General features: G+C 58.4%; 17 protein-coding genes. 6 read left to right on the plus strand and 11 right to left on the minus strand.

Features of this window, described 5'->3' with window-relative positions; all coding sequences use genetic code 11:
- Nucleotides 1-44 precede the first annotated feature (44 nt).
- The 3 genes from ACVWXC_RS02855 to ACVWXC_RS02865 form a co-directional block, all read right to left on the minus strand.
- Nucleotides 45-1,580: a site-2 protease family protein gene (locus tag ACVWXC_RS02855; protein ID WP_457390977.1), complete on the minus strand. Its 1,536-nt coding sequence runs from the start codon at nt 1,578-1,580 to the stop codon at nt 45-47.
- An 83-nt stretch (nt 1,581-1,663) separates the two neighbouring features.
- Complete coding sequence (locus ACVWXC_RS02860; protein ID WP_011430576.1) at nt 1,664-1,834, minus strand: PCP reductase family protein; 171 nt, start codon at nt 1,832-1,834, stop codon at nt 1,664-1,666.
- A gap of 11 nt (nt 1,835-1,845) precedes the next feature.
- Complete coding sequence (locus ACVWXC_RS02865; RefSeq protein ID WP_041439081.1) at nt 1,846-2,100, minus strand: DUF751 family protein; 255 nt, start codon at nt 2,098-2,100, stop codon at nt 1,846-1,848.
- Between the two features lie 179 nt (nt 2,101-2,279).
- On the opposite strand from ACVWXC_RS02865, the gene ACVWXC_RS02870 reads away from it, so the two are divergent.
- Nucleotides 2,280-2,819, plus strand: coding sequence for an ATP synthase F0 subunit B (locus ACVWXC_RS02870; protein WP_228375231.1), 540 nt, complete (start codon nt 2,280-2,282; stop codon nt 2,817-2,819).
- A gap of 371 nt (nt 2,820-3,190) precedes the next feature.
- On the plus strand, nt 3,191-3,574 hold the full coding sequence (locus ACVWXC_RS02875; RefSeq protein ID WP_011430573.1) for a hypothetical protein: 384 nt from the start codon (nt 3,191-3,193) through the stop codon (nt 3,572-3,574).
- Between the two features lie 242 nt (nt 3,575-3,816).
- Here ACVWXC_RS02875 and ACVWXC_RS02880 read toward each other — a convergent pair whose 3' ends face one another.
- Nucleotides 3,817-5,709 (minus strand): ABC1 kinase family protein, encoded by a 1,893-nt coding sequence (locus tag ACVWXC_RS02880; protein ID WP_457390974.1) that lies wholly within the window; start codon nt 5,707-5,709, stop codon nt 3,817-3,819.
- Between the two features lie 362 nt (nt 5,710-6,071).
- Between ACVWXC_RS02880 and ACVWXC_RS02885 the strand changes: the two genes are divergently transcribed.
- From ACVWXC_RS02885 to ACVWXC_RS02900, 4 genes are all read left to right on the plus strand, one after another.
- On the plus strand, nt 6,072-6,614 hold the full coding sequence (locus ACVWXC_RS02885) for an NYN domain-containing protein (RefSeq protein ID WP_011430571.1): 543 nt from the start codon (nt 6,072-6,074) through the stop codon (nt 6,612-6,614).
- A 194-nt stretch (nt 6,615-6,808) separates the two neighbouring features.
- Nucleotides 6,809-7,945: a citrate synthase gene (locus ACVWXC_RS02890; RefSeq protein WP_457390972.1), complete on the plus strand. Its 1,137-nt coding sequence runs from the start codon at nt 6,809-6,811 to the stop codon at nt 7,943-7,945.
- Between the two features lie 78 nt (nt 7,946-8,023).
- On the plus strand, nt 8,024-9,073 hold the full coding sequence (locus ACVWXC_RS02895) for a permease (protein WP_099813382.1): 1,050 nt from the start codon (nt 8,024-8,026) through the stop codon (nt 9,071-9,073).
- A gap of 168 nt (nt 9,074-9,241) precedes the next feature.
- Nucleotides 9,242-9,709, plus strand: a complete 468-nt coding sequence (locus ACVWXC_RS02900; RefSeq protein WP_099813135.1) for a DUF29 domain-containing protein — start codon at nt 9,242-9,244, stop codon at nt 9,707-9,709.
- 22 nt (nt 9,710-9,731) lie between these two features.
- Here ACVWXC_RS02900 and ACVWXC_RS02905 read toward each other — a convergent pair whose 3' ends face one another.
- The 7 genes from ACVWXC_RS02905 to purB form a co-directional block, all read right to left on the minus strand.
- On the minus strand, nt 9,732-11,099 hold the full coding sequence (locus ACVWXC_RS02905) for an FAD-binding oxidoreductase (protein ID WP_414348468.1): 1,368 nt from the start codon (nt 11,097-11,099) through the stop codon (nt 9,732-9,734).
- Between the two features lie 98 nt (nt 11,100-11,197).
- Entirely contained in the window at nt 11,198-11,995 is a 798-nt protein-coding gene (gene pstB, locus ACVWXC_RS02910; protein ID WP_457390969.1) for a phosphate ABC transporter ATP-binding protein PstB, read from the minus strand.
- Between the two features lie 70 nt (nt 11,996-12,065).
- A complete protein-coding gene (pstA, locus tag ACVWXC_RS02915; RefSeq protein ID WP_457390967.1) occupies nt 12,066-12,959 on the minus strand; it encodes a phosphate ABC transporter permease PstA in 894 nt (297 codons plus the stop codon).
- A 38-nt stretch (nt 12,960-12,997) separates the two neighbouring features.
- A complete protein-coding gene (gene pstC, locus ACVWXC_RS02920) occupies nt 12,998-13,981 on the minus strand; it encodes a phosphate ABC transporter permease subunit PstC (RefSeq protein ID WP_457390965.1) in 984 nt (327 codons plus the stop codon).
- A 147-nt stretch (nt 13,982-14,128) separates the two neighbouring features.
- Complete coding sequence (pstS, locus tag ACVWXC_RS02925) at nt 14,129-15,190, minus strand: phosphate ABC transporter substrate-binding protein PstS (protein ID WP_457390963.1); 1,062 nt, start codon at nt 15,188-15,190, stop codon at nt 14,129-14,131.
- A 529-nt stretch (nt 15,191-15,719) separates the two neighbouring features.
- Nucleotides 15,720-16,700 (minus strand): aspartate carbamoyltransferase catalytic subunit, encoded by a 981-nt coding sequence (locus ACVWXC_RS02930; protein WP_414418722.1) that lies wholly within the window; start codon nt 16,698-16,700, stop codon nt 15,720-15,722.
- Nucleotides 16,701-16,709: 9 nt separating this feature from the next.
- Nucleotides 16,710-18,005, minus strand: a complete 1,296-nt coding sequence (gene purB / locus ACVWXC_RS02935) for an adenylosuccinate lyase (RefSeq protein ID WP_457390961.1) — start codon at nt 18,003-18,005, stop codon at nt 16,710-16,712.
- Nucleotides 18,006-18,033 lie beyond the last annotated feature (28 nt).

Consider the following 18,033-nt stretch of genomic DNA (forward strand, 5'->3'; position numbering starts at 1 on the left):
AGCCAGGGCTGAGCTGGTTGACGTGGTTTGGATCCTATCCCGAACTAGGCCAGGCCAAGCCAGCTTTGCAAAAAGGGTGGCACCGGCAGCAGGATCAGCACAAGCAGCGTCAGCATCCCCAGCCCCAGCAGATCCCGCCCCTCGTCCAGCTCCGTGACGTCGTTGAGGGCCGGCTCGTCGGCGCTGGAGATGACAAACAGCAGCAGCGCCCACAAGAGTAGCCAGGGCTGCACCGTCAAAGCCAGCAGCAGCACCAGCCAGCGAGTCACTCGCCCCACATTGGCCCCCATCTGCTGGCCATAGATGGCGTGGACAATGTGGCCCCCATCCAGTTGGCCCACCGGCACCAGGTTAAAGGCAACCACCACTAGACCCAGCCAGCCGGCAAAGGCCAGGGGGTGCAGATCGATCACCTGGCCCGGCTGCAACTGATCCCCCAGCACCATACGCGCCAAGATCGCCAGCAGCACCGAGAGGCGTGGGTCGATGCGATGGAAGCTAATTGGGGTGGGCTGCCCCTCCGGCACCGCCGGCGGATCCCCAGGCGCCGAAAAGGACAGCCCCAGCAGCAACATCGCCAAAGCAACCAGGCTGCCCGCCAGCGGCCCGGCAATGGCAATATCAAACAACACCTTGCGGTTGGGCACCGGCTCTTTCAGCTCGATGAAAGCCCCGAAAGTTCCCAACACAAAGGGCACCGGGATGAAATAGGGCAGCGAGGTTTTGATGCCGTGGCAGCGGGCCACCCAGTAGCGGATCCCCTCATGGAATCCCAGAATGGCCAGGATCCCAACTGCGTAGGGCAACCCCTTCAGCAGAGACGGGAGATGCAGCAGCCGGTCAGGGCCGACCCCAGCCGCCTGGGCCCCGGCAGTGAGAGTCGTCCAAAAGGTAAACAGCAGCAGCCCCAGCGCCAGCAGAGGCCACTCCTGCTGACGGGTTAGGGAGCGCCGTGCCGCCGGGTTGGGCACCAAGGCAAAAAAAGGCTTGCCGGCAAACCCCTCCTGCAGCACCACCAAGAAGCGTTTGCCAAAAGTGTTTTCTACATTGCGCTGCACCCGCTCATAGGCTTCCGTGGGATCCGCCCGCAAATTGCCGCGGCAGATGATGGCCTGGGGACGGTACTCCACGCTTTGCAAATAAAAAACATTCCAGGGGAAGCAGTGGTTGAGCTTTTCTCGCGGCACCTCCGAGATGGGGGTGTGGACAAGAGCCGCCGAGGCCAGATCTGCAGCACTGTCCTCCTTTTCTTCCTCTGCTTCAAGCAAAGACTCGCGATCCGATCCCGCAACCGGCGAGGTGTTTTCCGCCCCCGGTTGAGAGCCTGCCGTTGGAGGTCGGAGGCGCCCCCGGCGTACCAAAGTCATGCTGGTAAAATAGGAAGCCAGAAACAGCCCCAACATGAGCAGGGGGGGCATTTCGTACTGAAACACCTGACGCCCCAGCACCCAGATCAAAGGGGGCATCATCATCACCAGCCACAGGATCCGCCAGGGCACCTTGGAGAGGCGGGCCACACTTTTTTGCAGCAGCAGGTAGGTTGCAGAACCCACCAGTGCCAACAGGATCCAATCTGCCATGAGTTGCAAAAAACAGAGGAGAACACCTCTACCAAGCTAGCGGCAAACCCAATCTCCCTGCTATGGCCAGCAGGGGGGATCCCTCAAGAGCCAAACTTTTGCTTGGCCTGCTCGTAAACTGCCACTGTGATCTTCTGGATCCCGGCTTCGCGGGCAAACTGTTCAATCTTCTTACGGGCAGCCGGACGCACAAAGAAGGGGATTTCTTTAAGGCGCGCCTCTGCTTCTGGCGTCCACTCTATCGCTTCGTCCATCCCCCCTGCCCTCAACGCAACATCCACGCCGGCAGGAGAGTGTGCCCTGTCATGCCTCGCAGGGTGAAATAGACAAACAGCAGCAACAGCAGGGATCCCAGCACAACCAGGGCTGCCGAGGTCGGACTTTTGCGGTACAGGTTAACAAAAGGCTGTAAGCCAGCCCAGATCCCCCCCAGCAAGACGGTAATGAAGTAGGTAGGGTAGCGGGAGACATTCTCCACAAATTGATCTTCCAGTCGACGAGGAGGCTGCGGCTGTGGCATGGGCAGATCGCAATCCAACAACTTCCCCTCAGTTTGCCACAGAGACCGGTTTCTGTCCCCCCGGCTGAAGAGGGATAGGAACCAGGGGGAAGCCGCCCAGGCTCAGAACCGCGAGAACCTGATATGGTAGGCGTTATCCTGCCTGCTTAGCTCAGCCCAGCCACCCACTCTCTGGCCTGATGCGAGAATTGCCCCCCGATGCCCTCAATCGCGCCGGTGACCTGCTTGGGGAACAGACCCTGGCGCTGATGCGCGTCCAGGAGGCTTTGGATCAACTGGAGGCAGCCATTCTCAGCAGTCCTCGTCTGTTCTGGTCTCGCACCCTTATCGACGAAGAGAAGATCCTGGAGCAGTTGGACTTCATCCGCCTCAACCTGCCCACAGCCTTGGAGGAAGCCGAGGAGGTGCTGCGCCAGCGGGATCAGATTTTGGCCGAGGCCCATCGTTACGCCCAGGAGATCGTGGCCGTGGCCCAGCGCCGCGCCGAGCAGCTCGTCAGCGAATCGACCATCCTACGCCAGGCTCAAGCGCAGGCAGAACAGTTGCTGCGACAAACCTACCAACAGAGCGAGGAGGTGCGGCGACAGACGCTGCAGGAGTCGGAGCGCCTACAACGGGAGGCCCATCATTACGTGGATCAGGTTTTGCAAGACCTAGAGCTGCGGCTGTTGGAGTCTCTGCGGGTGATCCGCAACGGGCGACAAAACCTTCAGACCTAAATTTGTGCTCGACCAGAGAGTGTTCATCGGTTCAGTTTTAGGCCAATATAAAAGGTAGCATCCGGGCTTCTTTACCCTGCGGATCTGTGGTAACCAAACTAACCTCCGCCAGGAAAGACGAAGGCAAGTCTCGGATGGGCGGCCAGGAACTCGACGCGCTGTAGATTGCTGCTGCAGGCAAGGAACCTCGAGCTTTTGTGGCAAGCTGGCGCAGTTCTCCCTTCGCTTAACTGAGAGCGTGTGTTCCTCTTCTCAGCGATTGCCCCAACATTGGACTCATCGAGCTACCTTCCGCGGCGGGCTCTGTCCTCAGCCTGCGAGTTCCGGCTTTTACCCCTTTTGGGGAACCACTCAGTCGTCTAGGAGATTCTATGACCATTGAACCGAAAGCCCGTAAGAACCGCGAAAATGCCAACTCCCGTTCCCGCAGCCGTCGCCGTGAATCGGCCAAAGGGATCAAAGGGGCCAATCCAGCCGCCAGCCTCTCCCTGCCGAAGTTGATCCAAGAGAATGCTGTGCTCCAATCTCGCAGCCAGTTGTTGCTGATGTACAGCGACTTCCAAACCGAAATGCCCAACGACGGCAAAACCGGCGTTGGCACCTGGCTGCAGAACCGCCTCAAGGAGTACGGCATGCCCAGCCTGCTGCGTTTTGGCCCGCGCTCCTGCCCCCAGGTTTTCCGCCGCGATGAATTTTCTGAGTGGATGACGCTAGCCCTCAATGCCGTCAGCCCCAAAGACGAGAGCGCCAGCTAGGAGAGGTAGACTCTCGTCGGGGCAGACCTGAACTACGCTGAAGAGACTGCGCCATTGGGTTCAGCCGGGAAAGTTCCTTCTGCCTGCTTCTCTCAACATAAAGATGTCGTTGGGATTTTCCCGGCTTGCTCTTCTTAGTTAGTGGCCGACACTCGCGGGGCAACCCAAAGCTTTTTCCCGGAGGCTGGTCTTGTTGCCCCGCAGAGCAGAAAGGTTCTGGTCTGTTCAGCGCAAGGGGAAGGTCAGGCAGCAGCAGGTTTTGCAGCTTTCATCGGCCCAGGGCTCCCGTTGTGCCCGTTTACGGGCTTTTTCTCATCCTCCGACAACAATAGGTCGCGGATAAGCCGGGCTGCCGAGCGTTGCAACCAGCGGGAGGCCAATTGCCGGCCCAGTTGCTGGGCTTCCGGCTTGGTGGCTATCTTGGCGACGATGGGCAGAAGCTGCAGCGGCTGAAAGGTCGGGTTGCGGCTGAGGAGTTCCCACAGACGTTGCAAATGAGCCAAGCCGTCTGAGGTGCCGTTCCCCGAGCTGGAGAACAGCACATCCACCAGCCGCTCCCGCAAGAAAGCCCCCCGCTCGGAAAAGATAAAATCGACGGCCTTTTCCAGGGATCCCTGCAGGTCAAAGTCTTCGCTGTTGGCGGCGTTGCGCAGCAGGTTCTCCAGGCGGTTCCAGCGGAATTGCCCCTGGTTAAACAGCAGCTCCCGCAGGGCGGCGCGTAGCTCTGGAGCCGGGTCGGTGAGCAGCCGCTGGGCCACATAGGGATAGGCCACGCTCAACACCTTGAAATTGGGATCCAAACTGATGGCGATCCCCTCCAGGGTGAGCAAAGAGCGGATGATCAGGGCGTAGTAGGCAGGCACGCGGAAGGGAAAATCGTACATCACCCCCGAGAGCTTATCCGTGATGCTTTTGAAGTTCAGCTCGGCCACGGAGCTGCCCAGGGCCTCGGCAAAGACAGCTTCCAAAGCGGGAATGATGGGGGTGAGATCCGTATCGGGATCCAGGAACTCCAGATCCACGTAGTCCTGCGCCAAGGCAACAAAATCCCGGTTCACCAAGTGGACGATGGCCTTGATCAGGCCGTAGCGCTGGTGGGGCTGGATGGTGCTCATCATGCCAAAGTCGATGTAGGCCAGCCGCCCGTCGTGCATGGCCAAGAGGTTGCCCGGATGGGGGTCAGCATGGAAAAAGCCATGCTCCAAAAGCTGCTTAAGGGAGCAGTTAACCCCAATCTCGATCAGGTGCCGTCCATCTAGCCCTGCAGCGGCAATTTTGTCGAGTTGGGTCAGCTTGATGCCGTCGATCCACTCCATCGTCAGCACCTTGGTGCGGGTGTACTGCCAATAGATTTTCGGGGCGTAGATGGAGGGGTGGCGGTACAGCTCCAGGAAGCGCTCAGCGTTGTGGCCCTCTTGGGTGTAGTCCATCTCCTCGTAAAGCCGCCCGGCAAACTCATCCACAATGCCCACCAAGTCGCTGCGGATGCGGCGGAAGGTGCGCTTGGCCCAGGCGGCCAGGCTGCGGATGATGTACATGTCCAGGGAGATGCGCCCGATCAAATCGGGCCGCTGCACCTTGACGGCGACTTTCTCCCCTGTGTGCAGATAGGCCTGGTAAACCTGCCCCAGGCTGGCAGCGGCAACCGGTTCCGGGCCGATCTCGCGAAAGATCTGCTCTACCGATTGGCCGATCTCCGACTGGATAAGGGCAAAGGCGGTGGCATTGTCGAAGGGGGGCAGCTCATCCTGAAGCTTGGCCAGTTCTTCTAAAAAAAGAGGCGAGACCAGGTCAGGACGGGTGGAGAGAGCCTGGCCAATTTTGATAGCTGTCGGCCCCAATTCCGTGAGGATCTCCCGCAGCCGCGCCGCGTGCTTGGGCCGATTTTTCAGCTCCACCCCTCGCCAGCGATCCCAAAACACCCAGGCCAACAGACCCAAAAAGGGGGTGATCAACTGGAATAGACGCCCCAGCACCAGATCCCAGCGCCCCCGGTATTGCTCGGCCAATTGCTCCGGATCGTAGCGCAGGGCTGGCTGCGACAGGGTAACCTCAGCCCCCGCCGCTGCCGAAGCCGGTCGAGGCTGGGTTGCCACTGGTTTGGTTACTGCTGCTGTTGACGGTATTGCGCCCATAGAAGTCCCGACGGATCTCGTAACACATCTTAACTTGCTAGCTCGGGTGCGGTAAAAATGGTCTTCTCGACAAACCTGCGGGCGAACTCAGGCGAAAAGTAACACCCAACCGCTCAAGGGAAGTCGCGTAGAAAAAAGCTTTGGGCCTGAGGCAGACCCCTTACGACTGCTTTCCTTGAGGACTTGCAACCCCTGGGGGGCGTCTTTGAGGCAGTCTTCCTCTCCTGGTTCACTTGCAAGCCCAAGACTGTGAGTGGGCCAGCCTCAAAAGGGTCTTTACGGCGCTCTTTGATAAGGATTAGGATAAGGGTGCAAACTGATACAAATTGGTGCGATCCTGGGCAAGGGATCCACCACTATGCATGACAGCTTCCTCCCCCACAGTTTTATTGGTTGACGGCTACAACATCATCGGAGCTTGGCCCACCCTAAAGAAGTTGGCACGTCGCTCCCTGCTGGACTTGGCGCGTCTGCGCTTGGTGGAATCTTTGGCCAGCTACGTGGCTTTCCGCGGCTACCGGGCGACTGTGGTGTACGACGCCTATACCCAGCCCACTCCTGCCCGACAGGAGCGTTCTCCCTCCGGCATCGAGATTTTCTACACTGCTTACGGGGAAACTGCCGACGCCTGCATCGAACGGCTCTGTGCTCAGTTGCAGGCAAAGGCTTATCGGGTACGGGTGGCCACCTCAGATCGCGTCCAGCAGTGGGTGATCGGCGGCTACAACGCAGAATGGCTCTCGGCAGAACAACTGTGGGCAGAAGTGCAGCAGGCTCAAGAGCAGATCCGGCGCATCCAGCCCAAGCGGCTGCCGAGCAGGCGGGGCATTGATTTCTATTTGAACCCGGAGACCTTCTCTCGCCTCAACCGCTGGCGACTCTCCGGTCGGGATCCCGTACATTAACTGGCGAGGTGCTCCGAGGCAAACCTGATACCGGAGCAGGGTCTTTCTCACCCTGGCTGATATGGGTTGCCAAAGCCCTTCTCAGGGTAGGCAAAGGCGGGATCTGGCTTCAGAGATCCAGATCTGCTTTAATGTAGCGAATGTAGTGACGCCCCTGTTCTCTCCTTGGGGGGGCTCATTTCAGGGATCCGACTATGGCGGATGGCGAATACAGGCCGGGGCTAGAAGGCGTTCCGGCCACGCGCTCTAACATTAGTTTTGTCGATGGCCAGGCAGGGATCCTGGAGTATCGGGGCATTCCCATCGAGGAACTGACGGCCCAGAGCACCTTTCTGGAGACGGCCTATCTGCTGATCTTCGGCAAGCTGCCGACGCAAGCCGAGCTGGACAACTTCGATCAGGCCGTCCGCAGCCATCGGCGGGTGAAATACCGCATCCGCGACATGATCAAGTCGTTTCCCGAGTCGGGCCACCCCATGGATGCCCTGCAAACCTGTGTTGCCAGTCTGGGGATGTTCTATCCGGTGCGAGAGGCGGATCCCGACTACGTGTTCGGCACGGTTACCCGTCTGCTCGCCAAGCTGCCGACGATGGTGGCGATGTTTCACCAGATGCGCCAGGGCAACGATCCCATCCCCCCCGACGACAGCCTGGATCATGCCGCCAATTTCCTCTACATGCTCTCCGGCAAGAAGCCGGATCCCTGGTTGGCCCGCATTTTTGACATCTGCCTGATCTTGCACGCCGAACACACAGTCAATGCCTCTACTTTTGCCCTGCTGGTGAGCGCCTCTACCCTGGCCAGCCCCTATAGCAGCCTGGCCACGGCGGTGGGTACCCTTTCGGGGCTGTTGCACGGGGGGGCCAACCAACAGGTGATGAGGCTGTTGCGACAAATCGGCTCGGTGGAAAATGTGCGCTCGTTTATCGAAGAGAAGCTGGCCAAAAAAGAGCGCATCATGGGCATGGGCCATCGCGTTTACAAGGTGAAGGATCCGCGGGCCACCATCCTGCAGCGGCTGGCAGAGGAGCTGTTCGAGCGCTACGGCCACGACAAGTACTACGACATTGCCCTGGAGGTGGAGCGGGTGTGTGAGGAGTTGCTGGGGCCGAAGGGGATCTACCCGAATGTGGACTTCTACTCAGGGTTGGTCTACGCCAAGCTGGGGATCCCAGAAGATTTGTTTACACCGGTGTTTGCCATTGCCCGAGCGGCGGGTTGGCTGGCCCATTGGCGGGAGCAGTTGTCCGATAATCGGCTTTTCCGACCCACCCAGGTGTACACAGGTGAACGCCAGCAACGCTACATCCCTATAGAAGAGCGGGGTTGAGAGCCGTTTGACAGGGCGCTGGGCCGGGATCCCAACTCAATAGAGCCCAAATTGGTGTGAGGTGGTGCGTTGAGCCTTTTGGATTCTCCTCTCTGGCGCGATGGGTTCACCCTCTTTTTGAGCATCGTGGTGCAGGCCATGCCCTTTTTGCTCTTGGGGGTGTTCCTTTCGGGGCTGATGGCGGTGTTTGTAGAGGGATCCCAGTTGGCCCGCTTCCTGCCCAAAGGCAAAATCGGCAGCGCGGTGGCTGGCGGTGCTTTGGGGTTCTTTTTTCCGGTGTGCGAGTGCGGCAACCTGCCGGTGGCCCGGCAACTGGTGATCAAGGGGATCCCACCCCATGTGGCGGTGGCTTTTTTGTTGGCAGCGCCGGTGTTTAACCCGGTGGTGATCTTTTCCACGTGGATTGCCTTTCGCAACATGCCGGAGCTGGTGGCCTACCGGGTTCTTTTTTCTTTTGGCATTGCGGTGGCCATCGGCTTGCTCTTCAGCGTGCAAAAAGATCTGGAGCCTTTGTTGCAACCGGCGGTTTGGCGAGAGCTGCAGCGCAACCGCTGCCAAGAGGCAGCTCTGAAAAGCACCTCCCGCTCGCCGTTGTTGCAGGGGGGCACCTTCTGGATTGGCTCGCGAGGCCCTGCTCCCTCTGGCGGATCCCTGGCCACTCTGCAGAGGGCTGAAGAGGTGTATCGGGCGGCGCTGGCCGCTGCCCCTGCTCTCTCTTGGCGGCAAAAGGGATTGCTGCTGCTGCAAACCTGGGCTAGAGAGATTCGCGAGCTGGGATCCGTGCTCATCCTGGGCTCGGCAGTAGCGGCCTTCGTGCAGACGGTGATCCCGCGTTCGTTTGTGCTGGATTATGGCCAAGATGCGCTGGTCTCGATCCTGATCATGATGGCGCTGGCCGGGATCATCTCCATTTGCTCGACGGTGGATGCCTTTTTTGCCCTCTCCTTTGCCGCCACCTTCACGCCGGGATCCCTGTTGGCCTTTATGGTGTTTGGGCCGATGGTGGACCTGAAGGCCATTGGCTTGATGCTGACTTTGTTCAGGCCCCGCGCCATTTTCTACTTGGTGCTCCTGACTTTTCAGTTCACTTTAGTAGGGGCTTTGGCCATCAATTACTACTGTAGTTAAAATCTTGGATAGATAGTCCCCGCAGCGAACGATAGCTTAACTGCAGGGTCAGCGGCGATTAGGCTGAGATATTCAGAGTGCCAGGATCTCTGAGATTGAGAAGTTGGGCAGGAGGGCATTGTCCCGGCTGGAGCTGAAACGACTACATACAGGCGGCAGGATAGAACCGTGAGCAACCTATACTTTGCAGATTTTAACTTGTGGATTGCCCAAACAACCCAGCTCTTGCGGGAGGGACGTTGGCAAGAAATTGATCTAATCCATTTAATTGAAGAGGTTGAGGATTTGGGTAAGAGCGAACGGCGAGGGATGACCAGCCAATTAACTCGCCTTCTCCTGCATTTGCTCAAGTGGCAATATCAACCTCAGCGCCGCTCAGATAGCTGGTTGGATTCCATCACAGATGCGCGAACCCAAATTGAATTGGCCCTCGAAGATAGCCCCAGCTTAAGAGGATATCTGGCCGAGCAACTGGAAAAGAGCTATCAACGGGCACGCCGCCATGCAGCTCAGCAAACCGGTATGGATATCTCGGCCTTTCCGGAGACTTGTCCCTATGCTTTGGAGCTGGCCTTGGCAGAAGATTGGCTGCCAAGCCCCTCTCCTTTTGGAAGAGGAAACTCAGAGATCGCCTAAGGATAGAGACCTCTCGGCACTGTCAAGCAGAAGCCCGCCCTTGCCAACTGCGCATCTTGCCGGGGTTAAGCAACCCGTAGGGATCCACTTCTTCCTTGAATCGGATCTGGCGCGGATCCATCACCTTGCGACCCCCCTCTTCGATGATGTAGGTGTGAGGGTTGGCGATGAAGACTCCCTGCGCCTCGTGATAGCGCATGATCTCGTTGAGGCGTTCTTCAGTGGTAAAGCGCACAATTTGCAGGCCGACCGGGGCAACCTGGCCGCGTATGCGAATCCATTCCAGGTGCATCAGCACTTCGTCGCCAAAGTGCTCGTACAGGTGCTGCACCAACTTCAGCTCCCGGTCGGGCGGGAAAATCGATTGTAGATAGGTCAAATTGGGATCCACGCTGCGGCAGTGCAGGGTGGTGTGGTTCCAGGAAAATTCCCCCAGCGAGATCCCCTTGGCCGCCTCCTGCGCCGTTTTGTTGTAGACCACCTGGCCGCCATGTTCCCGAATTAGCTCCAGCAACGGCTCCAGGCTGGGCTCGGCCACCATCACCAGGGCCACGGCGGATCCCTGGGGCAAGTAGTCCTGCAGGGGGACGAAGTAACGAGGGATCGGCCAAGCGTGCAGGCTGATGAGTTTCTTGAGGATCCCATCTGCCTCGGCCAGGGCCTGCCCAAAGTGGGCGCAGGGCATAAACCCCACCTCAGGGGGAAAGGCCACCACCAGCTCTGCCCATGGGTAGGCCGGCGCCAGCGGGATCTCTACTTCTGTGATGATCCCGTTGAGGCCCCAGGCATGGCTGACTTTAAACACGTCGTCTCCCCGCAGCTCCAGGGCCCGCGGCTCCTCTTCGACTGTGATCACCCGCAGCCCCAAGATGTTGCCCCGATCCAGCAATTGGCCGTAGGTCACAGAGCCAATGCCGCCGCTGCCCCCGGCAATGAACCCCCCAATAGTGGCCGTACGGTAGGTGGAAGGGGCCATACGGATCTCCCAGCCCAGCTCGCGGGTCTGTTTGTCGATGGCCATCAGCTTGGCCCCCGCCTGCACCCGCGCCAGACCCGGCTTGGCCCAGATCACCTGGTTGAGCTTGCTCATGTCCAGGATCACGCCCCCGGCCAGCGGGATACATTGGCCGTAATTACCGGTACCGGCACCGCGCACCGTCAGGGGAACTCTCCACTTGGCACAGGCTGCTGCCACCCGCACAACCTCTTGTTCGTCCGCCGGGCGCACCACCAAGTCCCCTCGCTTGTCGCTCAACTGCCGGCTGAGCACAGGGCTGTAGTGGTAAAAGTCCAGCGATAACTTGGCAACTTGCGCCGGATCGGTAACAGTTTCCAGGTCGGCCAGCTGAGAAAGCAAGGCCTGCAGCTTTTCAGAGGCGGCAACGGTCATCGGGATCCCCATCGAATGCCAGCTTATTCAAGAAATGGCCGGCGAAAAGGCTTGTCGAGAACAGTATCCAACAAAATTCCTCCCCAGGGATCCCTGCTTTAGCCGAAGCGGCCTTCCACGTAGTCTCGGGTCGCCTCTTTGGCGGGGCTGTTGAAGATCACTTCCGTCCGGTCGAACTCCACCAGTTCGCCCACGCGGTTGGATCCCACCAGCTCCACGCTAAAAAAAGCCGTCATATCCGAGACACGGCTGGCCTGCTGCATGTTGTGGGTGACGATGATGATGGTGTAGTCCTGCTCCAACTCCTTCATCAGCTCCTCGATGCGACGGGTGGAGATGGGATCCAACGCCGAGCAGGGCTCGTCCATTAAAATCACATCCGGCTGCACCGCCAGGGCGCGGGCAATACACAAGCGCTGCTGCTGCCCCCCGGACAAAGACTGGCCGTTTTCTTTCAACTTGTCTTTCACCTCGTCCCAGAGGGCGGCCCGCTTCAGCGAAGTTTCCACCACCTCGTCCAAGTCCACCTTCATCCCCAGCACCCGCGGGCCGTAGGCCACGTTGTCGTAAATGCTTTTGGGGAAGGGATTGGGCTTTTGGAAGACCATGCCGATACGCCGCCGCACCGCCACCGGATCGACCTCTTTGGCGTAGAGATCCTTGCCGTGGTAGGTGAGCTTGCCCTCTACACGAGCACCGGGGATCAAATCGTTGGTGCGGTTAAAACAGCGCAGAATCGTGCTTTTGCCACAGCCGGAAGGGCCGATAAACGCAGTAATCTGTCGGGCTGGGATGTCCAGAGTAACATTTCTTACCGCCAGATTGGAGCCATAGTAGACATTCAGGTTCTCGGTCCTGAAAACGTAAGAGGTCTGGTTAAGAGATTGAGTTTGCATGGCAGCACTCACAAAAAGAGCTAGAGTTCGACGAAGAGTTCGATTCAAGACTTTGTTGAGAATCCTCAGGCTATTTCCTGGTCTTGTACACCAAAAAGCGAGCGATCAAGCTGGCCGCCAAAACAATGGCTAACAAAACCAAAGCGCCCGCCCAAGCCAGCTCCTGCTGCACCCTGTAGGGAATGATGGAGAAAAAGTAGACCATCACCGGCAAGGTAGCCACCGGGCCAAATAGATTAGTAGACCAGAAATTGTTGTTGAAGGCGGTAAAGAGCAGAGGTGCAGCCTCGCCTGCCGCTCGGGCCAAAGCCAGGATTAGCCCGGTTACGATGGCCGGTGCCGCTGCCGGCAAAACAACGCGCATTGTGGTCTGAAAGCGATTTGAGCCCAGGCCAAGGGAAGCCAAGCGCATGTCGGGCGAAACCAGCAGCAACGCCTCCTCGGTGGAGCGGAGGACAATCGGCAGCATCAGCACGCCAAAAGCCACCCCTCCCGAGAAAGCCGAAAAGCCGGATCCCCTCACCACCACAGCATAGGCAAACAGGCCGCAGAGAATGGCCGGTACCCCCGTGAGCACATTGCAGGAAAACTTAACCAGATAAGCCAAGCGGGTGCCGCGACCGAATTCAGACAAGTACACTGCCGCCAAGATGCCGAAGGGAAAGCTCAAAGCCGCCCCCGTAGCCAGCACCATTAAATTGCCGACAATTGCGTGACCAAAGCCCCCTTCCGCCAGGCCAGGGGCAGGGTAGCGGGTCTGGGTGAGGACATCCCAATTTATCCGCTGGATGCCTTCCTTGCCCACATCCCACAGCACCCAAGATAGGGAAGCTATGATCACCGCCACAGAGAGGCCACTCAGCAGGGTTAGGACAATGCCTGTGTAATTGCGGACAGGGGCAATGGCGGCACGAGTAATGTCGATGTCAACCTTCTCAGGGGCAAGCTGTGCTGAGTCGGACATGATAACAGTGCTCCTTTATCTTCTTTCTGCTTCCCAAGTTACTGCTCCAAGTTTTGAAACTTGCGGATGATGATCTCGGCAACAATGTTGACCAATAACGTCAGCACCATCAGCACCACGCCGGCATACATGAGAGCCGAAACCTGCAAGCGTCCTGCCTCGCCAAACTGAGAGGCAATCAAGCCAGTAATGGTGGATCCCGGCTGCATTAGGGAGATATTGATGCGGTTGGCGTTGCCGGAAAGCATGGCCGCTACCATGGTCTCTCCCAGGGCCCGTCCCAGCGCCAGCATGATCGAGCTGACAATGCCCGACAGGCCGGCAGGGATCATCACCGTTAAGAGGGTCTCCCAGCGGGTTGCCCCCAGAGCCAAAGCGCCCTCTTTTAGGCTGCGTGGTAGAGATTCAAAGGTACTGCGGGTAATGGAGATGATGATGGGAGAGATCATGATCCCCAGCACCACAGCCACTATCAACAAGCTGGGCCCCCGCGGAGCCGGGCCACCCAAGAAAGGGATCCAACTCAGCGTCTGGTTAATGGCTCGAAAGATGGGCCGCACTGCTGGAATCAGCACAAAGATCCCCCACAGCCCCAGCACCACACTGGGAATGGCCACGATCAGCTCAACGGCAAAGCCAATCGGCGCCGTTACCCACTTGGGGGCAAAACCTTCCGCCAGGAAGATGGCAGTGCCAATGCCCAGAGGGATGGCAAAAATCAAAGCCACCAGAGAGGTTACCAAACTGCCATAAATCTGTGGTAGCACCCCGTAGATGTTTTCCACCGGGTTCCAGCGGGTAGTAACCAGGAAGCCCAAGCCAAACTGCTGAATCGCCGGCAGAGCCGCTTCGGTGGTTTGAAGAATCACCCAGATGAGGATAATGCCGGCAAACCCTGCCAAGGCCAGCGTCAGGCGGACAAAGCCCACATCAACAGCCCGAGACAGGCTCGCCTTTTTCTCAATGTCAACATCGATATCCGGGTTTGGTGGTGAACCATAACCCGTAGCCGCTGAAGTCATAGCCTCTCTCCCATGATCATCTTCGGTTCAAAACTTTCCTAAAAATCCCACCGTGCAAGGTAAGCCCAGCAGCCGACCGAGAAAGCCTCATCTGCCTCCTCAGCCGGCCACCAGCTCCACTCTAGTGGAGTTCAGGCTGCAACCCAGTCATCGCACCGCATTGGGGTTAACGGTGATGGAATCCAGCTCTGCAAAGATCCGCTGGATAGCCGCCTCAGGCATAGGGATGTAGTCCAGCTCCTTGGTGATGGCTTGACCCTCTGGCCCCTGGGTCCACTTCAGAGCCTCCACCAGCTTGGTCAGCTTCTGCTGATCGGGATACTCGCGGTACAGCATCACCCAGAACAAGCCCACGATTGGGTAGTCATTTGGCCCTTCAGGGTCGGGCACCAACAGCGCAAAGTCATCAGGAATGGGAGCATCAAGCGCCGAGGTAGCTGCCGCAGTCGAGAACTCAACAATGTTGCCCGCTTTGTTTTCCAAGCGAGCAGTGGCCATCTTTTCCAGCTTGGCATAGGACTGGTTCACGTAGCCAATTGCCCCTGGCTCCTGCTTGATGGTGGCGGCTACGCCCTCATTCCCTTGGGCTCCAATGCCAACAGGCCACTCGACAGAAGTACCAGCACCGGCTGTCCAATTAGGGCAGACAGTTCTGATGTGGTTGGTGAACACAAAGGTAGTCCCAGAACCATCAGAGCGGTGTACCCAGGTGATGTCCAGGGGTGGCAGCTTGTTTGCTATACCTGGGTTCTCGGCCTTGATGCGAATGTCGTCCCAGCGGGTGATCTCGCCGGTCACGATGCCGCAGTAGGTTTTCCGCTTCAGGATGAGCTCTCCGTCTTCAATGCCGGGCAGGTTATAGGCAAACTCGATGGCCCCTCCCGCCAGAGGCAACTGTAGGGGATCATAGCCGTATTTAGCTCGGAAGCTTTCCAGACGAGCACCGGAGAAAGGCGCCTCGGAAGCGCCGAAGTCCACAGTGCCATTGATCACCTGCTCTAGGCCAGCACCACTACCGACAGACTGATAGCTGACTTGCACAGTGGGGTCTACGGTGCGGTTGTAGGCGTCAAACCAACGTTGCAGCAAAGGAGCCGCAAAGGTCGCGCCCGCCCCGGAGATTTGCACGGTTTGGGCTTGAGCCGAGGTCGCTGTTAGAAATCCTACTGTTAGAGCGGTGAGGGAGAAAGCAGAAAGCAGGGTTCGCATAGGTAATATCTGTGGCAAATCAACATCTTCAACTCTATAACCTCAAAGTTAACGGAAGGATATCTAAAGGTTAACTTTGGGTTAAGTCAAGAGAAAAATCGATATTTTTGAGTGTGCTGGCTCGTTTCCAAACCTCGATTTTCCATCTGGTGGTTTTGGCCAGTTTGGATTTCAGCAAAATCAGGATCCTGGAGCCCAGGATCCGCAAAAAGGCTTATGCTGCTGAACTTCTATCTCGTTTGACTGAACTTCTATCTCATTTGACAACCAATCAAACGGACACAACTTGAATAAGAGCTAAGCTTAGACGGCTGCAAAAAAACTGGATCCAGATCCAAGATGTGTAAAATTTGATACAAAGATGTTGCTCCCCTCTCGGCAAGCTTGGACATGATTTCAGCAGGGCGGGAAAAGCTCTGGCCAGAGCTTCTTCCGACTTTTGACAGAGAGAATTAGCTAGGAGATGGACTTCAACACTCCAGACGTGGGGCAGCTCTACATGTTCCCCGAGCAGAGAAAGATCTGGGCTCTAAGCTGGGATCCGCCCGCCCCCCATGAGGTACAGCAGGGCCATGCGCACCGCCACGCCGTGGGTGACCTGCTGCTCAATCAGGTTCAAGCCGGGATCCTCCATCACCTCGGAGCTGAGTTCCACACCGCGATTGACCGGGCCGGGGTGTAAAACCCTCACCTCTGGGTGGCACAGGCGCAGCCGCTGCCGCGTGAGGCCGAAGAAGTGATGGTACTCCTGCAAGCTGGGGAGAAGGAACTCGCCCATGCGCTCCTGCTGCAGGCGTAGGGTGATAACAAAACGCGCCCCTTCGAGGGCAGGCTCTAGCTGCCAATGGACAGGGAGCGTATGGCCGGGCACAAACTGGGCAAAATCTTTGGGCAATAGGGTGGGAGGGCCGGCTAAGTGAACCTCAGCTCCGGCGGCCACCAGGGCGTAGATATCGGAGCGGGCCACCCGCGAGTGGAGAATATCGCCGACAATGGCAATTTTGATCCCTTGCAGCAACTCCAGACGGGGACGCCGGGGATCCAGATGGCTGCAGAGGGTAAACAAATCCAGCAAACCTTGGGTGGGATGTTCGTGCAGTCCATCCCCGGCATTGAGAACGCCCACAGGGGATCCGCGGCGGTCGATCTCGGCAGCTAATTGTTGGGGCACTCCTGCCTGGGCATGGCGAACGATTAAGAGATCGGATCCCATGGCCAGAAAGGTGCGGGCCGTATCCAAGAGCGTCTCCCCTTTGCTCAAGGAAGAGGTGCCTGGGGAAAAGTTGAGCACATCTGCCGAAAGGCGCTTGGCCGCCAGCTCAAAACTGGTACGGGTGCGGGTGGAAGGCTCGAAGAACAGCGTCACCACCACCTTCCCCTGCAAGGTGGGCACCTTGGGCAACCGCCGCGTCAACACCTCCTGGAAACTGGCGCTGGTCTGCAAAACCATCTGGTATTCTTCGGGAGTAAAATCCGCCAAGCCCAAGACGTGCTGCCGCTGCCAAACCATAGGGGATCCTCAAATGCCCAGGCGGGCAAAGATCTCGTCCAAATGGGTTAGGTGGCGCCGCGGATCAAAACAAGCCTGCAGTTCCGCCTCGCTGAGGTGAGCCATCACCCGGGGATCCGCCAGCAGATTGGCGCGGAAATCCCCGCCGGGCTGGTTCCAGGCGCGATGAGCATTTTCCTGCACCAGGCGGTAAGCTTCCTCGCGGCTAAGGCCCTTCTCCACCAAAGCCAGCAGCACCTGCTGGCTGAAGATGACGCCGCCATAGATGTTGAGGTTGCGCTCCATGTTGCCGGTGTAAACCTGCAGGTGGCGCACCAGGTCGGCCATGTTCACCAGCAGGTAGTGGCAGAGGATGGAGGCATCGGGCAGGATAACCCGCTCCACCGAGCTGTGGGAGATGTCCCGCTCATGCCAAAGGGGGATGTTTTCTAGGGCCGAGACGGCATACCCGCGCAGGAGACGGGCCAGCCCCGTCAGTTGTTCCGCCTTGATGGGGTTGCGCTTGTGGGGCATGGCAGAGGATCCCTTTTGGCCGGGGGCAAAGTACTCCTCAGCCTCCAGTACCTCTGTTCGCTGCAGGTGGCGGATTTCAGTAGCAAAGCGCTCTAGGGAAGAGCCAATCAAAGCCAAGGTTTGCACGTATTCAGCGTGGCGATCCCGCGAGATTACCTGTGTCGAGGCTGTATCGGGCTTCAGGCCCAGGCGAGCGCAGGCCAACTGCTCCACCTGGGGAGGCACGTTGGCGTAGGTGCCCACGGCGCCAGAGATCTTGCCCACCGCCACCACTTCCCGCAGGCGAGCTAGGCGCTCTTGGTGGCGCAGGCACTCGGCCAGCCACCCTGCCAGCTTAAAGCCAAAGGTAATCGGCTCGGCGTGAACACCGTGGGTGCGGCCGATCATGAGGGTGTAGCGGTACTGCCGAGCTTGGTCGCGCAAAGCAGCGATGAGATCGGCCAGGCGAGCTTGCAGGATCTCAACCGAGGCCACAAGCTGCAGGGCCAGGGCTGTATCCAACACATCCGAGCTGGTCAAGCCCAGGTGGATGTAGCGCCCCGCCTCGCCCACATGCTCGTTGAGGTTGGTTAGGAAGGCAATAACATCGTGCTTGACTTCCGCCTCGATTGCCAAAACCCGCGCCGGGTCAAAGGCGGCTTTGGCTTTGATCTCCTGCAGGGCCTCTTGAGGGATCCGCCCCAGCTCCGCTTGCGCTTCACAGACAGCCAGCTCCACCTGCAGCCAGGTCTGGAGCTTGTGGGCAGTGGACCAAATCTGGCCCATTTCGGGCAGAGTGTAGCGCTCGATCAAGGTGCCTTTTCCGTCGGTACAGTAGGAT

The organism is Thermostichus sp. OS-CIW-20 (genome assembly GCF_054061455.1).